The sequence below is a fragment of the Thalassotalea crassostreae genome, assembly GCF_001831495.1.
Lineage (GTDB): Bacteria > Pseudomonadota > Gammaproteobacteria > Enterobacterales > Alteromonadaceae > Thalassotalea_A > Thalassotalea_A crassostreae.
This window is the reverse complement of record NZ_CP017689.1, coordinates 2,023,205-2,041,139: the sequence shown is the minus strand read 5'-3', so window position 1 is coordinate 2,041,139 and position 17,935 is coordinate 2,023,205. Positions and strand designations below refer to the sequence as shown.

Here is a 17,935-nt window from a genome sequence, read left to right as displayed (position 1 = left end):
ATCCTTAAAAAGCCCTATGTAACAGCATAGGGTTTTGTTTTTATGGGTATTTAAACGAAGTATTTAAACTTAGCTTTTCAACCTCATCATTAAACCGCAAAACTCTCTAGTTAAACTTTTTAATAAGCATTGCTAACTGTTTTAAAGCCGTTAGACGTTCATTAGTGATCGGGTGGTTATAACTTAAACGTAAGTGATGGTTATAAAACCCCTGACTACTAAACAAAAGCCCTGGAGTAAGATGAATATTTAACTTTCTAGCCTGTTGATACAATACGTCGGTATTAACATTATTGTTTAGCTCTAACCATAAACACAATCCACCTTTAGGAATACTATAGGCACAATCTTTAGGGAAGTACTGTTCAATGGCGTCGATTAGCTGAGCTTGTTGTTGTGCTAATTTTACCCTAAATTGATCTAAATGACGTCTATAATGACCATGCATCATAAACTGCGCGACTCCTTCTTGGTCGCTTTGGCTGTTCGCTAATTGACTAGCGAGTTTAAATCGAACCGCTTCTTTATGCCAACGACCAGCACTAATCCAACCTAGTCGTAAATCTCGTGATAAAGACTTTGAAAACGATCCACACAAAATAACCCTATCTTCTGTATCGAATGCTTTTATTGGTTTTATCGCGGATTGGTCAAAGCCGATATCGCCATAAATATCATCTTCAATAATGGCAAAATCATATTCGTTAGCGAGTAACACCATAGATTGTTTTTGCGTGTCGGTCATACAAGAGCCTGCAGGTGTGGCAAAACACGGGGTGACAATACACGCACTGATGTTCCACTTAGATAACGCATTGGTTAGTTCTTTGGTGTTAATGCCTGTTTCTATCGAAGAGGGGATTTCGATGATATTCAAATTAAGCTGTTCTAATAAACGAAGGACACCATAAAACGTTGGGGTTTCTACTGCAATATTGTCTCCAGGTTTACAACAACTTAATAGCGCAATAAACAGGGCATGTTGGCAGCCTGATGTTATACACAGCTGTTCTCGATTGAAATTACACTCTCGTTGTTGATAGCGAAGTGCGATCTGCTCTCTTAAATAGTCGTTCCCTAAAGGTTTATCATAGTAATTCGCATGAGCAGCAGATTTTTGTCTTAATGACTTGCCTATATAGCGATTGAGTTCACTGAGTTTATTATGGTCATGGAAGTTAGTAGGCGTCGCTAGAATGTCAAACGCAGCGCCTTTTTCCATAACATCATAAAATACATCGGGCATATTTACCGCTTGCACTGTTAAGGGTGAAATTAAAAGTTTTGGAATGCGTTTTGTTGTTGATTGATATGAAACAAAATAGCCTTTTTTAGGGGCTGCAACGACCAATTTTTTAGACTCTAATTGCTGTAGGGCACTGATCACAGTGTTTTTTGCAACACTATATTTTATCGCTAATTCTCTTATTGATGGCAATTTTGCGCCATGCAGTAATGTTTTCGATAAAATTTGGCTTTCTATCTGTCGAGCAATTTCGAAGTATTTAACTGGTTTCGCCATGGAACTAGTAGTCATATTGTAAATCTGTACCCATTATAATTAAGATATCTGTATCTGTAACCTTTTAAGGCTTTAAAATAAAATTTATTCATTAAGTATTACCATTAATTTCTATCGGTGAGCGCAATGAATAAAGAATCGAATACGTTAATTAACAAGCAACAAGTCATATTTCAAACTAACCAGATTGGCAACAGTTCAACAACTGATCAAAAAATATATGTTCGTGAACAAAAAGGCTTTTATCAACGAATAAGACGCAGCATATCTTTCGTTCTTATGTCGCTATTTATATTGATCCCATTTATTTCTCACCAAAATGAACAAGCGGTAATTTTTGATCTCGAAGCGCAAACATTAAAAGTGTTCGAATTCATATTTTTCCCTCATGATTTACTCTTGTTTGTGTTTATTTTTATCATTGCAGCATTCGCCTTATTTGTCGTTTCAACAAAATATGGTCGTGTCTGGTGTGGATTTACCTGTCCGCAAACAATATGGACGTTAATGTTTGTTTGGGTAGAGCACAGAGTTGAGGGTGCTCGCAGTAAGCGAATCGCGTTAGATAAAGCAAAGTGGTCAATCAATAAGCTAGTGAAAAAATCCCTAAAACACACAATCTGGTTAGTGTTTTCTATCCTTACTTCGCTTGTTTTTATGTCGTATTTTGTTCCAGCAAATGAACTTTATCTATCGTTTATTAACGGGCAGCTTTCTAACGTCGTTTTCTGGTGGGTAATATTTTTTGCAGTATGCACTTATACCAATGCGGGTTTTATTAGAGAAAAGATGTGTGAACATATGTGCCCGTATTCTCGCTTTCAATCGGTGATGTTTAACCCTAGCACTAGTGTCGTAATGTATGATGCTAATCGCGGCGAAAATAGAGGGCCTAGAAAGCTCAATAAAGAAAAGCCTGAACAACTTGGCGATTGTGTTGATTGTAATCTTTGCGTTCAAGTATGCCCAGTCGGTATCGATATTAGAAACGGGTTGCAATATCAGTGCATTAGCTGCGGTTTATGTATCGATGCTTGTGATCAGGTTATGGAAAAATTTGGCTACAAATCTAAATTAATCAAATTTGGCTATGAAATGACACATGCAAAATCTAAGCTTTCGATTTTTGCTTATACAATGATCATTATTTCTATGCTGGTATCACTTGGCTTATGGCTTGGTGCTCGGGACAGTTTCGAAGTGTCGGTTATTAAAGACAGAAATGTGCTCTATCGAACATTATATTCTGGCGAAACAGAGAATTCATTTACCTTAAAGTTACTCAATAAAACCAACCAAAAGGCTATATTTAACATTGCGACTAACTTAGGAGAACAGTTTACTATCATAGGTGCTACCGACGTATCATTAAAACCAAAAGAACATAAAGAAGTAACGATCACCATTAGAGCGCCTAGCTCGTATCATCAAGTATTTAGATCGTTCAAGTTCAATATAAGTAACGATTCAGAAGCAGTAAGTTATGAGTCGACTTTTCATGGACAGTCTTAAAGAGGCACTATTTAAATTTATACTAAAAAAAGTGCTCGACAAGAACCAAATTGATAAACGAACAGCTAGTAATATCTAAAGATTCAGCTTAGTTGGTTATTCAAATTTCGCTAGAGTCATGAGCACAAGCTAACGCACGCAAACAGGAGCAGCAAGTGGCACCGCCTATTATATGGCGCCCGAACAATTAAGAGGACGGTCCAATATTGATGGCAGAGCTGATCAATATGCGTTGGCTGTTCTTAGCTATGAATTGCTTAGTGGTGAAGTGCCTGCAGGTGCAATTGAACCGCTAAATACCTTGGTAAAAGGTATAAACAAAAAAGTCAGTAATGGTATTCAAAAAGCTTTATCTCCTAAACCAGAAAATCGATTTTTAAATCTATCGGAATTTTTAGACTAGCTTACCGGTAATAAACAGATGTCAATGACAATATCAAATATACCGTATAAAGGGCTTGGTATTGCTGCTACTAATGGTAGGTATGAAGACAGTTACTATTATAAGCATAATAAGGCCCAATATGACAAAGCAGTAAGAAATATCAGAAATGCAAGAAATTGTTATTAGTGTATTTAGTTGGTATTGACTGTTGGGTAATACGAAAAACTGAAAGGCAATTGGTTAAGAGCGTTGTGGTGACATTAACCTCTTGCTCATTTAGATGAAATACAAAGTAAATCAATAAGCCACTTTAACTGCAACAATTATAGTCTTTACTAATAGCTCTTAACGTATGGTTAATCTTAATCCTAACGCATTGTTTCTTTCGAAAAATTCTGACCATCCTTGATATAACCAAGGTGAGTTAGGTCTTGCCAACGGTGACTGGCTAATCACTAAAAGATAATCATCTATGCTGGTCTCTAAGTCAGCTTCAAGTTCTGCCGTAAATATACCTTGTTGCGGAGTGAGTAGTTTTTTAGTGTTGCGGTGAAATTCATTGGCGCGAATCTCTACAATTTTACCTCGTGTGTCAATGTAATAAATACTTAGATAAAAGCTTTTGGGTAAATTTCCAGAAACAGCAAAACGAAACTCCTGCTCATGAAATAGTGCGTGTTGTAACTCATTCCCGAATTCATTTTCAATATAAAATTGTAAATTATCATGTTGATTATTTGGTAATGAATACAGCAAACGCCATTCCTCATCACGCAACTTAAAACGATGTGCGCCAATCGCTAATACCCAGCCTTTGCTGTTTCGATTTACTTGAACGTTTAATTGCTGTGGATTGCTTCCAGGAGAGCTAAGTATGGTTTGTAAGCCAATTGAATTTAATAAATGTGTTTTACCCGATAGTTGCCAACCATGTTGACCATAATATTTTTTTAACTTTGACTGTATACGGGCAGGGAGTGAACGATCATCAAAGTGAATTAACACCTCTCCACTGACATAATCTTCGCAAACTACTTCGTAGTCATCAAACACAAATTCGCTCACAGCACTTATTCTTCGACTATAACTTTGCTGCGATAAACCGTCGCTTTTTTGTTGGCTTACCGTTGCTGAAGACCGAATGGCAACTTGTCGTTGGTTGGCAATATTGGCAAGCGCAAGTTTTAGCGACTCTTGTCTGTCGCCAGTTTGTACGATCGAAGTGTAGACACCTTCTTCAGATCCTTGTTGGGCAATTAATTGACATTGAGTAGGCGAGGTTTCAGTGTCAACTTTAGATATGTCAACAGGCTTACTGCTGCAAGCAGTTAAGCATATAAAACTGGTTGAATATAGTAATGTTCTTAACATACGCTTGCTTATTAAACGTTATAAGCTCTATCGGCTGCTCGCTCCGCTCTATCTGCACTATTTTCGGCGCTTCTAGCTGAACTATCTGCTGAACTCTCTGAGCTTTGTGTTTTTGCAAGGGCACTGCTGGCGTCACTATGAAAATTCATGATTTGTCCTAGGCCATTTTGTGCTTCACCATGGAAAGTGATCACTTCATCCTTTAAAGCAGAAATTTCGTCATGCATAACCGCTGATGAATTTCGATTAATAACAATTTCATCAACCATAGAAAGAGCAACATTGAGCTGTGTTCGCATATCATTCAACGTGGTTTCCATTTCAGCTGCGGCTTTCTGGCAAGCACTTTCAAGCTGTGAAAGACGCAACTCAGCTTGTTCTCTTGCCTTTTCGGCATCGTTTCTAGCTTGCTCTGCCGCCCTAAGTGCATCTACAGTTGCACTAGCACTGTCTTTTGCTTTGCCGGCGGAGCTTTGTGCATCAGATGAAGCCGTACTGGCGGAGTTAGCTGCATTTTCTGCGACACTTGCGGCGTTAACTGACTGGCTCGAAGCTGAACTTGCCTGTTGTGCTTCACTGGCGGCAGTACTCGCCGAGGAGCTAGCCTGTTGTGCCTCAGTACTTGCTTGTTGTGCGGAACTACCTGCTCGCTGCGACTCTGAGCTCGCTGATTCTGCTGATTGTGCGGCAGCAGCTTTTTGTTGTTCAGCTTCAGCCTGTGCCTGCTCTGCGTCTGCTTTAGCTTGTTCAGCTTCAGTTTTCGCTTGCTCACTTTGTTGCTGAGCTTGTTCTGCAGATTGCTTAGCTTTTTCTGATTCTTGTTGAGCATTAACCGTTTCTGTCTCTGCTTGCTTGGCAGCATCGCGAGATTGTTGCGATTCTTCTTGAGCCTGCTCCGCGGCTTGTTGTGCTTTTTCAGCTTCAGCAGCTGATTGAGTAGCTTCTTGTTCTTGTTGGCTAGCATTGGCAGCCGCTTCAGCAGCTGCATTTGCTTTTTCATTTGCACTTTGCGCAGAACTATTTGCATTATTTGCTTGCGCATCGGCATCTACAGCTGATGTTGTAGCTTGACTTGCTTGTTGATTGGCGTCTGATGCTGAGCCAGCGGCTTGTTCTGCTTGGGTATTCGCATCACTTGCTGAACTTGATGCGTTAGCCGCTTGGCTATTGGCTTCCGTTGCAGAACTTCCTGCTTGATTCGCTTGTTGGCTGGCTTCACCAGCGGAATTTGATGCGCTTGCCGCTTGTTGGGCCGATTCTTCTGCTGAAACACCTGCATTATTTGCTTTCATATCAGCGCTGCTTGCCGATGCATCAGCACGAGCTGAGCTTGCTGTTGCTGCAGTCGACGCAAAAAGAGCATCATCCATGGCGTTAGTAGCTTGGTCTGATGAACGAGTGGCATCTTGCATTTCATTTTCTGCGCGACTCGCTGCTCGTGCAGCGTCAGCTGCAGCTTGATTAGCTGCATTTGCTTGTTGTTGGCTGTCTTGTGAATACGATGAGGCAGTAGTTGATGATTGTCGAGATTCATCAGCTGCTGCGTTTGATTGTTGCATCGACGCTGTAGCAGTTTGTGCTTGTTGTTGTGCTAAATCTAATGCGTCTTGGCTATTTTGAGCTTGTTGCTGAGCAGTTTGCGCTTCTTGTTGCGCTTTATTTTTCTCTAGATCTGCATCTATGGCCGCCTGACGAGCTTTTTCGGCTTCAGCTCTGGCATTCGCTAACTGTTCTTGTAACTGACTGCGAGTGTTGTCATGTTCTTTGATAGCCATGGGGTCATCCTTTTTAATTTTTATAGCAATACTTAGTTATTTACTAAGACGGCCACGATCCTAAATTGCATCATAGCTTTAATAATTTTTTTTTACTTTACCGTATTTTTTAGCGATTATTAACCGCATTTATCAGCAAATTCTACTATTAGTATACAAAACATAGGCTTTTAATCGGCTTGTTTCAAGTTAAGTGTTTGTATAGCAAACCTTTCTTAAGTTTATAGAAATAGATATAAACCCAATATTTATACTAATTTTAATCAAGTAGCTACTGCCTTGCCCCACATTGATACTCACCTGAACCTTGGCAATGCCAAAATGTAACGCCCATGCGATTTATACTTTTGCATGAATGAGTCGAGAAAAATAGCAACTCATTAATTTTGTAATTTGATCCAAAAACCGAGCTGTACTTATAACCATCATCTTTGCATTGCTTCGATGCTTTGTTTATTAAAAACGTTTTAACGTCATTTTCAGCACGCTCTTTATCACCGGTTTCGATCATAAAAGCGCCACCTCGTTTTTTTATATCTTCTTTACTCCAGGTAACGGTTTTAACGCCACTAAAGTGATAGTTTTTATAACGTTCAGGTATAATGTTTTTTGAATTTTGGTTATTACCATTAGATGGGGAAGAATAACCTTTATTCGAATGGTTAGTATTTTGAGTAACTTGTGTAGAGCTTATCCCACTGCCTTTTTCAGATTCTTTAGTTTGTTTATCTCTAGATGGTAAATTAAGTTTTTTGGTTACAACAGGGACTTTTTCAGGATCCAATTCATAGTCTTTAGGTTTGCTATTTTTATAGCTATACGGCAAATCATGGGCTGTGTTTGATTGAATTGTTTGCATGTTGTCTGATTTAGGCGAATTATAAACAGGGGCATTTACTCTTTCACTTTTATCATACCCTGGTAAAAGCCCTTTAGAAGGTAAAACACAAATTCCTGAGTCTTTATGTAACTGACCGCCAGTTGTAATACAACTTTGTTCTAACTTTTCTAAGTTGTTTGTTTTGGTGCAAGTCTTAGTTTTGGTATTCCATAAATGCCCCAAACGCAAACAACCAGCTTCGGTAGTTGTATTTTTATATCGTTCAAAATCTTCATTGCTCATTCGTTGAAACTGTTCAAACTCTTTATTTAAATTTTCAGCCAAACTTACTGAACTATATAACGCACTGAAAAAAATAATGTAATAAATTAATTTGCTCATAAGTTTTGCACTCACGTTATTTGTTTTAGTATCTCGCTCGAATGTTAGTCGGACAAATTCGATAATTGAATACAGTGGCATTGTTTCTTATATTGCTAGAAACGTTAATAAAGCACAAGTAAGTACAAAACATCTATTAACTCGTCAATTAATTGCTCTGGAATTAAAGGTAAAAGCATTGCATAATCGACTGTATAGAATGTTATGACGCATACAGGTAAGTAGGCCGTCTAACATCATATAAAAATAAACATTAAAGGGTGATTTTATGCAGCAAGAAGCGGCATTAACAGCATTAGGATTGCAAGCTGAGGCTAACCAGCAAGATATTGAACAAGCATATCAACAAAAAAAAGCAGAGCTAGAAAATAAAATAGCCAATGCACAAACACCAGCACTTGCAGAAAAATTTGAAGTAGCATTGCAAAAACTAACGCTAGTTTACCAGTCGCTGCAAGAACAACCCCAAAAGTCGACCAATACGGCCAATTCTCCTCAAGATAATTCACCGTTGTCTCAAAACCCTTTATCACAAACAAAAATTGCCGACTTACCGGGTATGGCAGGGGTTGATACCACGCAAATTGAATTACAACCTGGGCATATCATTGCCAATCGTTATGAAATAAAAGAGCTTATAGGTCAAGGCGGAATGGGTGTGGTGTATCGCGCTTTTGATAAAAACCGCGACGCCGATATTGCCATCAAAATGTTATTACCTCAGCTGACGAAAAACGAATCGGCTAAACAGCGCTTTCTAGAAGAAGCACGATTATCAAGCCAGTTAAGTCACCCAAACATTGTAAATGTTTTTGATGTACAAATAGATAATGACCTGTGTTTCTTAACTATGGAGTTACTTGAAGGGCAAGAGCTTAGAGCGTATTTAACTAACTTAAACACCCTTAAACAAGACATGCCGATAGATGAAGCAAAACGCATTATAAGTGAATTGCTTACCGCCCTTGAACACGCCCATCAAACTACAGTTCACCGTGATATTAAACCTGAAAACATTTGGTTAATGCCAAATGGTCAAATCAAACTGATGGACTTTGGTATTGCACGATTAATGTCCACCACTCAGCGCACACAAACCGGCGCTGCCACGGGAACCGCGTATTATATGGCGCCAGAGCAATTACAAGGAAAAGACGTAGATGCAAGGGCCGATTTATATGCCGTTGGTGTGCTTTTGTATGAAATGCTTACCGGCCAAATCCCTATGGGACGCTTTGCTAGTGCTATAGAGCACCGTAAAGAAATCGGTAAAGGCTTAAGCAGTGTTATAGACCAAGTGCTTGAAGTAAACCCTGAACAACGTTTTGCCAGTGCAAGCTTGTTAAACCAAGCGATTGCACAGGGCAAGCAAGGTAAAGCAAAAAAGCGCCAAAAAGCTAATCATCAGCTAACACAGCAAGGTCCGAACAAAGGCGTAATAGCCGCAGTCATTCTATTGTTTGTAATCGGTCTTGGCTTTGCAGGTGTTAATGGCCATTTAGACTTTTTAAAGCCAATTGATAAAGAGTTAATCGCCCAACAAAAAGGTGAGATAGCGAAACTTCAAGGTGAGATAAAAACCTATAAAAAGCGTTTAGATAACGCTGAGCGCAATCTTAAATCTGAAGTGAAAGATGCGCAGCGCTCAGGCGCCTCAAACCTTAAACACTTAGAGCACTGGTACCGTATCACACAAGACTACTTATTTTTAAGCTCGCTCACCACTGAGCTTGAAGGAGAGCTAAGCCAAGCGGAGTTATTACTTCGAGAGGGTGCTGCTAATAGCTTAGCGCTAGCAAAAGACAGCTTTGTGAAGGTTAATGATGGTTATAAAAAAATGTGGAAAGAATTTTCTGCGGCAGAAGATACCTTATCAAGCAATGAAAAAAGTGAGCAAATAAAAAGTAACTGGTTAGCGACCAAAAAACGCCTACAAATTGCAAAGGCTAACGAAGCAACACAAGCAGAAAAACTGCTTAGTGATGCTAAATCATTAGAGCGTCAAGGTGAATTTGCTGATGCGTTAACGACTCATTCAGAAGGGCAGGCACTTTATTTAAAGGCGATAGACTTAGCAAGCAACTACGATGAGGCTAAAAACAACTCTACTAAGGCTAAATCTGCATGGCTGAAACACCAAAAAACCTACAAGTTAACTGCACCACAAGAAATAGCCGAGGCTAATGCGAGTGAGAAGAACGCACTAAATGAGGCGCAGGCTGGCAAGCTGTTAATAGCAAAACAAGAATGGATTAAAGCGCATGATTTATTTATAAAAGCGAAAGGGTGCTGTCAAGATCAAATAGCCTCGGTTAAAGCAAAATGGCAAAAAGCTGCAGATGAAAAGTCCGCTAGAGATAAAACAGCTCGAGAAAAAGCTACCAAAGAAAAGATAGCTCGAGAAAAAGCTACCAAAGAAAAGATAGCTCGAGAAAAAGCCGCTAGGGAAAAAGCCAGTATAGCTAAATTAAAGGCAAGCATTAAGGATCAATTAATCGCGATACCCGTAGGCAACTTTCAAATGGGCTCAAACAGTGGCAATAGATCTGAAAAGCCAGTCCATCGCGTATCGATTAATGCCTTCTATATGCAAGCGCACGAAGTTACCTGGAATCAATACCAACCGTGTATTGATGCAGGTGTGTGCGCTAATGTGAGTGACGCTGGCTGGGGTAAAGGCAACCGTCCAATGATTCATGTTAGCTGGAACGATATTCAAAATTACATAAACTGGTTAAATAAACAGGGCGTCGGCACTTTCCGTTTGCCAAGTGAAGCTGAATGGGAGTATGCGGCGCGCGCAGGAACAAGCACAAAATACAGTTGGGGTGATAGTGTAGGTAATAACCGCGCTAATTGTGGTGGCTGTGGTAGTCAATGGGATGATATTAAAACCGCCCCTGTAAAAAGCTTTAGTGCCAATGGTTTTGGCTTATACGACATGCATGGTAACGTTTGGGAGTGGGTGCAAGATTGTTATAACGATGGCTACCACGGCGCGCCGAGTAATGGCAGTGCCTGGCAAAGTGGCAGCTGTGACAGGCGTGTGGTGCGCGGCGGCTCTTGGCTCGACTTTCCACTCCACTTGCGTTCGGCCACTCGTCACAGGTTTACCGCAGACGGCCGCGGCAACATTCTCGGCTTTCGATTGGTTCAGGATTTGTAAATGGATTTACTTATGCAGCGTAGCACAGGATGTGTGAAAGCTGTCGCACATCCTGTGCCATTCGTTAGCATTAGCTAACGTTCCTTTGCACTATGGTGTTTAGCCCTTTGTGGCAAGCTCTGCTTGCTCTCTCCTCCTTTGGAGGGGCTGAGGGAGGGCTTTTGCTGTTGTAACCACCGCAGGTGGTTTGATTTTTTGCGGGTTATAAAGGTTTATTTGTTATGGCAGTAAAAATTCCACAAGCAGTGCAAGACTGTCATGACTGCATAAAGTGGATGATACTTCAGTTAGATAAATTTTTGCGTAACCGGCGCTTTACTTTAGAAAAAATAACGCGCTATTTGTTTAATTAGAATAGCGATTACTTTTTCCTTTCTATTTACTATTTTTAGCTTTGTAATTAGCTGCTTTTTCTGCTTTTTCTGCTTTTTCTGCTTTTTCTGCTTTTTCTGCTTTTTCTGCTTTTTCTGCTTTTTCTGCTTTTATGCGTACAGGGTCTTTAATATGACGATTTTTTACCTGCGCCTTACATTGCTTAAATTGTGATTCTGAGCGTTGCCAGCATTGAGCTTGCTCATTGCTCGAAGGTGATGTATCAGCTAAACACATCTCTAATAGCGCGACCGCAAGTTTATTGCATTTTATGTATTCGTTATTTGTGGGCGAGGCACTCGCGCTGTTTATCACTAACGCAAGTGCTAGCGTATGAAGTGTTTTGGCTTTCATTTTACTCTCTTACTTAAACGTGTTTAAAAGAAAAACTCTGGTTCATGGTTTTTATACGCCGGTTGGCGCATGCCAATGCTTGCCCCTTGGTAGGTTGGATCGGCTTCGAGCCATTGGTCATTTATTTTTATCGCTGCACTTAAATGCCCTGGATAATAAAGCGCGGCTAACTCTAAACCTAGCCACTGCTTATTTATCGCCGCCATCGCATAGACGCGGTCTTCACAGTCGTTATATGGAAAGTATAAAAGCTCGGTTAAAGTCAACGGTTTTTCATAGCCAAATTGAGTATCGTCAATTTGATAAGGTAATGTTTGTAATTCGCTTAATAGAGTCGTAAACCTATCCATGTTATTAGCTGCCATGTTTGTTATCCAAGGAGTTATTTGTTTCTTTATATAACCTGGAATGTTGTCATTTAAATAATCACTTATGTGCAATTGCGGCAGCTGATATAAAAAGGCAAGATGGTCACTGTCTATGGTTAATTGTTGTTTAAAGCGCATAACCTTAATAGTATTTTTAAGCGCAGGATTTAGCTCACTACTTAGTGCAATAGTTACGTCTTTTGTGGCATCACCATGTCCTTGAGTTTGAAGCTGCGTGGGCCCGACACTGCGTTGGTAATCATTGTGATTGACCACATAAAATCGCTGGTTTTGCACGTTAAAGAACGGGCGCTCGTACCATTGTTGGCTACTTGCTGCTAACAATAAAAGTTGTTTATCGCGCATCCCAAGCCGTACATCTGATCCTCTACTTTGGTTTAAAACCCAAGCGCAAGCAATGGCAGCATTACCCGCATAATACTGCTTACATATTTGCTTACTTAATAAGACCGTCGCGTATGTTTTCGCTTCAGTTCGCTGTTGCATAAAGGCTAAAAAGCTTAATAGTTCGTTAAAGTTGCTGTTATGCAATGCTTGTTGTCGAAAGGTTCGCAAGGCTCGTGTTGTGATATTACTAAGTTTTGGTAGTGATGTTAGTGGCAATTGAACTAATGTATGGCCATAAAACCCTTGATAGCTTAAATGTACCTTTTGTTGCTGAACGTGTGTCGATTTAGAAGTCTTGCTGGATGTTTCGGTTTTTTGAGATGATGAAACAAAAGGCTGCGTTTTAGGTTTAGGCATATTGGGAACAGGTTCAACTATGGCCTGATTAAATTCTTGCCAGGCACTGATGAATGCTTCGTTGTAAGACTTTTCATTGGCGGCACTGAATGCAGAAAACGTTTGTTTTGTCTGTTGATTGAAAAGATTGAATGACTGTTTATGATCAAATTCTTCATTGCTCTTTTTATTGTCAGCAAAAGCATTTAAGGAAAGCGGTACTATTGCACTAAGCAAAAACAAACGGATAGCTGAGAGTGTCATTATTAGCCTTAATCGATTTTTATTTTATGATAAGTTAGACGGACCAGTATTGTTTATGCCTCACGTTATCGCTCCTATTTAAACTATGTTAACAACTTTTAAATAAAAAATAACTAGGATATAGGATTAATGATGAAACTACTAAATACTTGGTATATAGTTAAAAAATATAAGAATAATAATTATTGGTATACAAGCTAAGGAACACGATAGATTGTCAGGGACAACGATTGATTGGACAGCTGTGATTTTAACAGAACGTTTTTTTAGACAGTTAAATGCGATGACGTCAAAACGTTTTGTACAACCAGCGCTCGCCGAAGAAGCTGTTACCGAGATTATTGAGATGTTATCGGCAGATAACTGGCAACGACTACTAAGCTTTTCTGGCAACAGCAAACCCGAAACATTTGCCTACTCTGTGGCAAGTCGGTTAATCGAAGATTTTTCTCGTCGCAAATTTGGCCGCCCACGCCCACCAGTTTGGTTACAAGATTTAGGTACGTCTTGGGTAAAGCTATGGCGCATGTTGTGTCTTGAGCGCCAATGGCCAGAGCTTATCGAACAAAAGCTTAAAGATGATTTTCAACCTGGTTATATTGCTAATGCCATTAAAACCATAAAACAACGTATACCTCGTTGTGGTGAACCAGGTTTTAGTGAGTGCTGCACCACAGAACTTGGCTTAGAGCAACTGCCAGATGATAGTTCAGAGCAATTAGAGCAAGCTATTGCCAACAACCAACGTCAAAATGCACTAGCGTTACTTAGCGAATTAATCAACTCTGCTGAGCAAAAAGCTAGCAGCAACCAGCAAACTTGTCCGTCTAATGCTAACGATGCCTTAGCTAAACTGGCTGAGCAGATAAATATTAATAACGACGACCGTTTATTATTAGCATTAAGTTATGAAGACGGCTTGTCGAGCAGAAAAGTTGCTGACTTGCTAAACATTAGTGCGGCATCAGTACAGAGAAAATTAACCTCTGTTAGGCAGCAATTACATACTGCGTTAATCGAATTAGGGCTAATTGTAGAATCTGTAAATGGTCATAGTGAATAGGATAAAGGTATAAGCAGCTAATGAAACAGCAAAGTAATGACTCTATAGATATGATTGCTAATGTGTTGGCTAAGCAAAAACGTAGTTCAGTGTTAACCGATACAAAGCTGTTTGCAGATTTTAATGATATGGACAGTGTGTTAGCCGCTTATGTTGATAAGCAACTTAGCGCTGAACAACATTTAGTCTTTAAAACCGCACTAGCTAGCCAAAGTGCTCTTAGGCAGCAATGGTTACATTGTTTAGAAGCAAAAAAGGCACAAGAGCAGACCTTAAATGATAAGAGCAAGGGTGCAGGTAAAGATATAGGTAAAGACATTAATGTTCGCAATAAGTGGCGCAATATTATTGCCAGTGCCGCGTCATTTGCTTGTGTTACGGTATTGGTTTTCTGGTTTAATAATCAAACTCCGCAAGGTGAATTGCTTGCCGAAAAAAATAATTCTACAGAGCAAGTAAATGCCGATTCATTAAGTACTGAGCCATTAACCGCGCCAACTTCATTACTAAAAGGCCAGCAACAATCTGCGCCCGTATTAGCCAGTAATGCTGTACCTGTGTTTGCTTGGGAAATGTATTTAGCTGTCTATTTAGGTTGGACACAAGAGATTGGCACCCCTGCTAAACCCGCAGAAGAGTTTGCCTTTTTGGCGGTGGCAGCATTAGCGTTAAATAAAAAAAACTGTAATAGCGAAAATAGCGCTCAACAGCTTGCTACACTAAAGCAAAGATTTAATGATCTTGTAAAGAAATATCCAGCGGAAATGATTGTATTTAACCCCTCAACTAAGTCACAGTGGTGTGAGTTAGGAAATACTTTGAAGCAACATGCAAAAATGACCGTCTATAACAATAAGCAATAAATTAAAACTAGGGAAGAAGACCATGAAATTAACATCATTAAACAAACTTGCGATCAGTACATTATTAATCAGTACTATTGCTGCATGTTCAAATACCAACTCAGGAAATGATTCCGGTGCACTTAAAAACTTACCTAGTTGGGTAACAACGCCGACTTCTGAAAAGGGGCTTGCAGATAGTGCATGTGTTCAGTACTCCGGAACCATCAATGTAGATAAAAGTGAAGCGGTAGTACTAGCAAGTGAGCAACTAGCTGGCCAACTTGAACGTAAAGTATCGTTTTTGGCAAAAAGCTTTCAAAGTAAAACTAAAACCACTGACGGTTTAAACGTAGGTACGAATTTTACTCAAAGTGGGCAACAGCTCGTTCAACAAACGTTAGTAGGTACTAAAGCAATTAAAATGGGCGTATATGAAGTGTCAGATAAAGAACAACTGTGTGTGTTAGTTGAACTGAACGGAGATGAAACTAAAGAGTTCTACGCAAAAATGAAACAAAACAGTAAAGCGACATTAGATGCTCAAGACGACTCTGTGATCTATGAAGAATTTCGAGCATACAAAGCTGATCAAGAATTACAAAAAGCGATAAGTAATAATTAATGTTAATCGACGTTGAGGCAAAAAAAGCCAACAGAGCTTTTTGCACTTAAATTAGCCGGATAATAATCCGGCGTTAACAAATAAATTTAAAGCAATGTAACAAAATTAGCATCAGAAATCCGAGTAACATTAAAAACATTAGTCATTCAACTTAGAACAATAGTATACAGGGACAAGATTGATAGTTAAAAAGACAAATATTAGATTTATTTTGAACTGTATTTTATTTTGTAATTATGTAATATAAAGGTGTGTTTTTATGTATACAAACAACATTTAATTCACGCAATAACTCTTGTTTATAGCAAGGACAGCTTTAATAAAAATAATAAATGAATAATTAAATTATGGTAAATCAAAAACTTTCGGTTATTGCGCAAAGCGCGCTGTCAATTTGTGAGCAACTTGAGCGCGGACAAGCAGAAACACCGCTAACTGACAATATTGCTAAGTTGCTTAGTGAAATGCAAAACCCTGTGTTTACCGTAGCGTTACTTGGTCTAACACCGGATTGTTTAGAACAAACACTAAACTGGCTTTATGGTGATGCATTTAAAGGTTTTAATGTTGATAGTAAACAATGGCCTGGTTTTGTCGAATTGACGGTATCCGATGGCGATTTTTCATTTGGATTATTGAAAAAGCAACAGCAAACGTTTGAACAGCAACAAGCGTTTGTACAAGCATTACAAATAGAAATGGGGGCGACCAAAGCCAGTGTCACCAATCCATTTACTCTACAAGCACCAAGTAGCCGTAAGTTAATTGCTTTAAAGCTACTGATTCCAGATAACGCTGCAGCACTGCTCGACTCTCCTAGTTTATTAAACGCTATGGTTTCGCAAACTAATGTTGCAATGGTGGCAGCACCATTGCGTTATACCTTGTCGCGCGAAGATCATGATGCAGTAGAAGCATTGACCAGTAACATGCAAGGGTTTATGCCATTGCTCACTGTGGATGAGTTAGAGGAAGATGTTAATTTACCTGCAGTCGGCTGGTGGGAACAACACAATAAAGCGCCAGTTACTTTAGCTCCTACATTGATCACCAAGCATATTGCCGCAGCATTACCGAGTTCTTTAACTAAGTTAACCGATAAATATCGCCAGCAGTTTATTGAACACTTTTATGCCAATAAACTTAGTAACAAGCTTAATGCAGTATTTGAACGTTATCAGCAAGAAGCGGGCGTTTTAGAGCAAAGAAAATCACGCTTAAAACCAGCTGGCGTTAATACACTAGGTATTGATCGTAGAGAAACCGATAAAATTCGCCAATATTTAGATGATGAATTGATCACAGCACGTAAAGATATTGACGCCAACATACAGCAATTATCATTACAGTACTCATCACTTAGCAAAATGGTAACGGCGGCCATTGATGATATTAGTTTTGAAAATTTAACGTCAGAACTTTCACATTCAGTTATTAAACTAGCGATAGATGAAAATACTTTATCAGACCTTCGTTACTTAATTATTAAAGAGTCTAAAGGCGCGATTAAACAGTATTACCAGCAAACGCAAAGCCAACTTCAAAGTGTGCTAGTGGATCTAAACCAACGTCTACAAACATTAGCCATGCCAAAACTTAAGCAATTGCAAATAAGAGACTGTCACGATATTTATGATGCACTGGAGCAACGCGTTGAAGTAACTCTAAATTACCGAGGAGAAATGCCTAAACGTACAACTATGACTCGTTTAGGCGAAAGCAGAAAACTAATAATGGGCTTATCAATGGCCACTGTGGTGTTAGGTGGGGTTGCAAAAGCTGGTTGGGATATGGACTTGCGTCAAAGCTTGATGATTTTTGCGCCAATAATATTAATTGGTGGATTTTTATATACCTACATACAGTGGCCTAAAGAAGATGCTGAGCGTTTAGATAAAGAGTTAGTCAAAGTAAGCGATGGGCTAAAGAGTGAGGCACGCCGAGTGGTCGGTGATGTGCAAAGGTTTATCCAACAGCAAATTTTCGATGTGTTGGACGTGCAAAAGCGCAGAATGCAAAAAAACTTACAAGACACGATCCAAGACTTTCAAGAGAGTACTCAAGAAAAAGCAAAACTAGAGCAACAGCAACAGCAGCAACAACAATTGCAAATAGAGCAAGAGTTGCGCCAATGGCAGAGTATTGAACGACAACTTGAACGGCTGAAAAGCGATGCACAAAGTTTATTGCGTTCTATTTAAACCGAAATGCCTGATTAAAATAATTAAGTAAGAGCGTTTTGTTTAAATCGTTCGCATTGAGAGCGATAAAACGTTGCAAAAATAAAAATCAGATTTTGTTAATTGGATAAACGTCGCTAGTCGATATTGGAATCGTTAGACGTAATAAA

13 protein-coding genes are annotated in these 17,935 nt (G+C 39.3%); 7 read left to right on the top strand and 6 right to left on the bottom strand.

Annotated elements, in window-relative coordinates; translation table 11 throughout:
• Positions 1-106 precede the first annotated feature (106 nt).
• On the bottom strand, positions 107-1,537 hold the full coding sequence (locus tag LT090_RS08845; protein WP_068547681.1) for an aminotransferase-like domain-containing protein: 1,431 nt from the start codon (positions 1,535-1,537) through the stop codon (positions 107-109).
• 111 nt (positions 1,538-1,648) lie between these two features.
• On the opposite strand from LT090_RS08845, the gene ccoG reads away from it, so the two are divergent.
• Together ccoG and LT090_RS08835 are read left to right on the top strand one after the other, a co-directional pair.
• Positions 1,649-3,034 (top strand): cytochrome c oxidase accessory protein CcoG, encoded by a 1,386-nt coding sequence (ccoG, locus tag LT090_RS08840; RefSeq protein WP_082897261.1) that lies wholly within the window; start codon positions 1,649-1,651, stop codon positions 3,032-3,034.
• Between the two features lie 172 nt (positions 3,035-3,206).
• Positions 3,207-3,437 carry a hypothetical protein gene (locus LT090_RS08835; protein WP_068547682.1) on the top strand — a complete coding sequence of 77 codons (231 nt, stop codon included), beginning with the start codon at positions 3,207-3,209 and terminating at the stop codon, positions 3,435-3,437.
• Between the two features lie 327 nt (positions 3,438-3,764).
• On the opposite strand, the gene LT090_RS08830 is transcribed toward LT090_RS08835, so the two are convergent.
• The 3 genes from LT090_RS08830 to LT090_RS08820 all read right to left on the bottom strand — a co-directional run bounded on the left by LT090_RS08830 (position 3,765) and on the right by LT090_RS08820 (position 7,787).
• Positions 3,765-4,790, bottom strand: coding sequence for a hypothetical protein (locus LT090_RS08830; RefSeq protein WP_068547683.1), 1,026 nt, complete (start codon positions 4,788-4,790; stop codon positions 3,765-3,767).
• An 11-nt stretch (positions 4,791-4,801) separates the two neighbouring features.
• Complete coding sequence (locus tag LT090_RS08825; protein ID WP_068547684.1) at positions 4,802-6,565, bottom strand: coiled-coil domain-containing protein; 1,764 nt, start codon at positions 6,563-6,565, stop codon at positions 4,802-4,804.
• A gap of 271 nt (positions 6,566-6,836) precedes the next feature.
• Positions 6,837-7,787, bottom strand: coding sequence for a hypothetical protein (locus LT090_RS08820; protein ID WP_157726659.1), 951 nt, complete (start codon positions 7,785-7,787; stop codon positions 6,837-6,839).
• Between the two features lie 268 nt (positions 7,788-8,055).
• On the opposite strand from LT090_RS08820, the gene LT090_RS16840 reads away from it, so the two are divergent.
• Positions 8,056-10,953, top strand: coding sequence for a bifunctional serine/threonine-protein kinase/formylglycine-generating enzyme family protein (locus LT090_RS16840; protein WP_082897262.1), 2,898 nt, complete (start codon positions 8,056-8,058; stop codon positions 10,951-10,953).
• A gap of 375 nt (positions 10,954-11,328) precedes the next feature.
• On the opposite strand, the gene LT090_RS08810 is transcribed toward LT090_RS16840, so the two are convergent.
• The gene (locus LT090_RS08810) at positions 11,329-11,679 is read right to left on the bottom strand and encodes a hypothetical protein (RefSeq protein WP_068547686.1); all 351 of its coding nucleotides are present in this window, start codon (positions 11,677-11,679) and stop codon (positions 11,329-11,331) included.
• 23 nt (positions 11,680-11,702) lie between these two features.
• Entirely contained in the window at positions 11,703-13,055 is a 1,353-nt protein-coding gene (locus LT090_RS08805; RefSeq protein WP_068547687.1) for a hypothetical protein, read from the bottom strand.
• A gap of 214 nt (positions 13,056-13,269) precedes the next feature.
• Here LT090_RS08805 and LT090_RS08800 point away from each other — a divergent pair, with 214 nt between their 5' ends.
• From LT090_RS08800 to LT090_RS08785, 4 genes are all read left to right on the top strand, one after another.
• Positions 13,270-14,118: a sigma-70 family RNA polymerase sigma factor gene (locus LT090_RS08800; protein WP_068547688.1), complete on the top strand. Its 849-nt coding sequence runs from the start codon at positions 13,270-13,272 to the stop codon at positions 14,116-14,118.
• Positions 14,119-14,138: 20 nt separating this feature from the next.
• Complete coding sequence (locus tag LT090_RS08795) at positions 14,139-14,981, top strand: hypothetical protein (RefSeq protein WP_068547689.1); 843 nt, start codon at positions 14,139-14,141, stop codon at positions 14,979-14,981.
• A gap of 22 nt (positions 14,982-15,003) precedes the next feature.
• Complete coding sequence (locus tag LT090_RS08790; protein ID WP_068547690.1) at positions 15,004-15,585, top strand: hypothetical protein; 582 nt, start codon at positions 15,004-15,006, stop codon at positions 15,583-15,585.
• Positions 15,586-15,932: 347 nt separating this feature from the next.
• On the top strand, positions 15,933-17,786 hold the full coding sequence (locus tag LT090_RS08785) for a hypothetical protein (protein WP_068547691.1): 1,854 nt from the start codon (positions 15,933-15,935) through the stop codon (positions 17,784-17,786).
• Positions 17,787-17,935: the final 149 nt, after the last annotated feature.

Coding starts and splice junctions, on each gene's coding strand:
- ccoG (WP_082897261.1), top strand. CDS start 1,649: ATGAATAAAGAATCGAATACGTTAATTAACAAGCAACAAGTCATATTT.
- LT090_RS08835 (WP_068547682.1), top strand. CDS start 3,207: ATGGCGCCCGAACAATTAAGAGGACGGTCCAATATTGATGGCAGAGCT.
- LT090_RS08820 (WP_157726659.1), bottom strand. CDS start 7,787: ATGAGCAAATTAATTTATTACATTATTTTTTTCAGTGCGTTATATAGT.
- LT090_RS08785 (WP_068547691.1), top strand. CDS start 15,933: ATGGTAAATCAAAAACTTTCGGTTATTGCGCAAAGCGCGCTGTCAATT.
- LT090_RS08830 (WP_068547683.1), bottom strand. CDS start 4,790: ATGTTAAGAACATTACTATATTCAACCAGTTTTATATGCTTAACTGCT.
- LT090_RS08795 (WP_068547689.1), top strand. CDS start 14,139: ATGAAACAGCAAAGTAATGACTCTATAGATATGATTGCTAATGTGTTG.
- LT090_RS08810 (WP_068547686.1), bottom strand. CDS start 11,679: ATGAAAGCCAAAACACTTCATACGCTAGCACTTGCGTTAGTGATAAAC.
- LT090_RS16840 (WP_082897262.1), top strand. CDS start 8,056: ATGCAGCAAGAAGCGGCATTAACAGCATTAGGATTGCAAGCTGAGGCT.
- LT090_RS08845 (WP_068547681.1), bottom strand. CDS start 1,537: ATGACTACTAGTTCCATGGCGAAACCAGTTAAATACTTCGAAATTGCT.
- LT090_RS08805 (WP_068547687.1), bottom strand. CDS start 13,055: ATGACACTCTCAGCTATCCGTTTGTTTTTGCTTAGTGCAATAGTACCG.
- LT090_RS08825 (WP_068547684.1), bottom strand. CDS start 6,565: ATGGCTATCAAAGAACATGACAACACTCGCAGTCAGTTACAAGAACAG.
- LT090_RS08790 (WP_068547690.1), top strand. CDS start 15,004: ATGAAATTAACATCATTAAACAAACTTGCGATCAGTACATTATTAATC.